Genomic DNA, 2,177 nt, shown 5'->3' on the forward strand with positions numbered 1-2,177 from the left:
GCCGGGTCCCCGGCCACCGCGGCGAGCCGCTCCTCCATCGCCCGGCGGACGGCCTCGCCCCGACGGCCGGCGGCCTCACGGCGCAGGGTCTGCTCGAGCAGGTGCTCCCACGTCTCGGTGTCGAGCAACTCGGCGTCCGTCGCGCCCGCCCCGGAGGGCAGACCGAAAAGGGAGTCCTCGTCCTCGGCCTGGACCGGGTCGGCGGCGGCACGGCCACGACTGGGTACCAGTCGGCCGGAACCGCCGGAGTAGAGCGTGCGCGTCTGGGCCAGTGCGTCACCGGTGCGGCGGATGGGATTCCGCGACCGGATGAGCATCGGCGCGAGGACGAACAGCCAGACCACCACCAGCAGGATGATCAGCAGCGAGCTCGACATCGATCAGGCCTCCTCGAGCGTCTACCCCGACACGGGACGTCGTGGTGAGGTCCCAACCGTATCGGGGCCCGAGCCCCGTCCGGTGACGGCGCGCCGCAGGTCACGATGCTCAGGACATACTCAGACGCGCGGTCACGCGCGTCGCGCCAGACCCGCCTGCACCAGAGCCGCGACGGCGCCCCGGCCGTGCTCCTCGCGGGTCCGTGCCACCAGGAGATGATCGCGCCACGCCCCGTCGACGTGGAGGTAGCGCCGCAGCAGCCCCTCCTCGCGGAAACCGCACCGGTCCAGCACCACGCGGCTGGCGGTGTTCTCCGGCCGGACGGTGGCGTCGACCCGGTGCAGTGCTCCCGGACCCAACGCGTGGTCGACACCCAGCGCCAGGGCGGCGGTGGCCACCCCGCCACCGAGGAAGGGTCGCCCCACCCAGTAGCCGATCCAGCCGGAGTGCAGCGCGCCGCGGACGATCCCGCCCACGGTGAGCTGCCCGCAGAAGCGGCCGTCCAACTCGATGGCGGCGGGCAGGCTAGCGCCGGCGCGGGCGTAACGCTTGAGCTGGGCGTGGATGGGGGGCCAGGCGCGCGCGGAGTTGTTCTCGTGCCAGCTCCCCTCAACGGTGGGCTCCCACGGTTCGAGGTGGTCCCGCTCGAACAACCGCAGCGCCGCCCAGTCCCGGGCGTCGCGGCGGCGGACCGGGCGCAGGGTCACGACCCCTGCGCGCACCCGCACCGGCCCGGCCTCGATCGGCCACCCGGGGCGGGTCACCGTGTCGGCGGCGAACGCGCTCCACGGTCCGCTCACGTCGCCGGCCCGGTCACCCGCGCTGGGCGAGGAACATCACGTCGACCTCGTCACCCGTACGCACCGCGGTGACGCCGGGGTCGATCACGACGAGGCAGTTCGCCTCCGCCAGCGAGGCCAGCAGGTGGGTGGACGACCCCTGGGCGCCGCCGAGGGCGCGGACCAGGTACTCGCCGGTGTCGGTGTCGCGCATCAGTTGTCCGCGCAGGTAGCCGCGCCGACCCTCGACCGACGAGATCGGCGCGACGGTCCGTGCGCGGACGGTGCGGCGCATGGGCTGGCGCTTGCCGAGGGCGATCCGGATGAGTGGGCGGACCATGATCTCGAAGACCACCAGGGCGCTCACCGGGTTGGACGGCAGGAGGAAGGTGGGGACCTCGTCGCGTCCGAGCCGCCCGAACCCCTGGACCGACCCGGGATGCATCGCCACCCGGTTGACCTCGATCTGGCCGAGCTCGGCCATGACCTGGCGGATGCGGGTGGTCGCCTCACCGCCGGCGGCGCCCGAGACCACGACGAGCTCGCTGCGCACGAGTTGACCCTCGAGGACCTCGCGCAGGCGGGACGGTTCGGTACTGGCGATGCCCACGCGGTGGACGTCGGCGCCGGCGTCCCGGCCGGCCGCGGTGAGGGCGTAGGAGTTGACGTCGTAGACCTGTCCGGTGCCGGGCCGGCCGTCGACGTCGACGAGTTCGTCGCCGACGGAGATGACCGCCATCCGTGGCTTGGGGTGCACCAATACCTTCGCGCGCCCGACCGAGGCGAGCAGGCCGACCTGCGCCGGTCCGATGATGCTGCCCGCGCGCACCGCCACGTCCCCGGGCTGCACGTCGTCGCCGACCCGTCGGACGTAGTCCCCGGTGCGGACGGCGCGGGAGGGGGTGATGTGACGCCCGTCGGCGGTGGCCCATCCGATCGGCAGGACCGCGTCCGCGAGCGTGGGCAACGGCGCGCCGGTGTCCACCCGGACGGTCTGGCCGGGCTGGAGGCGGGTCGGCT

General features: G+C 74.0%; 2 protein-coding genes and 1 pseudogene. All 3 read right to left on the reverse strand.

Annotated elements, in window-relative coordinates:
* Positions 1–377, reverse strand: a pseudogene (locus tag G6024_RS13300) (gephyrin-like molybdotransferase receptor GlpR); the annotation flags it as partial.
* Positions 378–509: 132 nt separating this feature from the next.
* Complete coding sequence (locus G6024_RS13305; RefSeq protein ID WP_082923740.1) at positions 510–1,178, reverse strand: GNAT family N-acetyltransferase; 669 nt, start codon at positions 1,176–1,178, stop codon at positions 510–512.
* Between the two features lie 13 nt (positions 1,179–1,191).
* A partial coding sequence (locus tag G6024_RS13310) for a molybdopterin molybdotransferase MoeA (RefSeq protein WP_159148902.1) occupies positions 1,192–2,177 on the reverse strand: 986 nt, incomplete at its 5' end.

Origin of the sequence: Dietzia maris, from assembly GCF_014144855.1 — a bacterium.
GTDB lineage: Bacteria > Actinomycetota > Actinomycetes > Mycobacteriales > Mycobacteriaceae > Dietzia > Dietzia kunjamensis.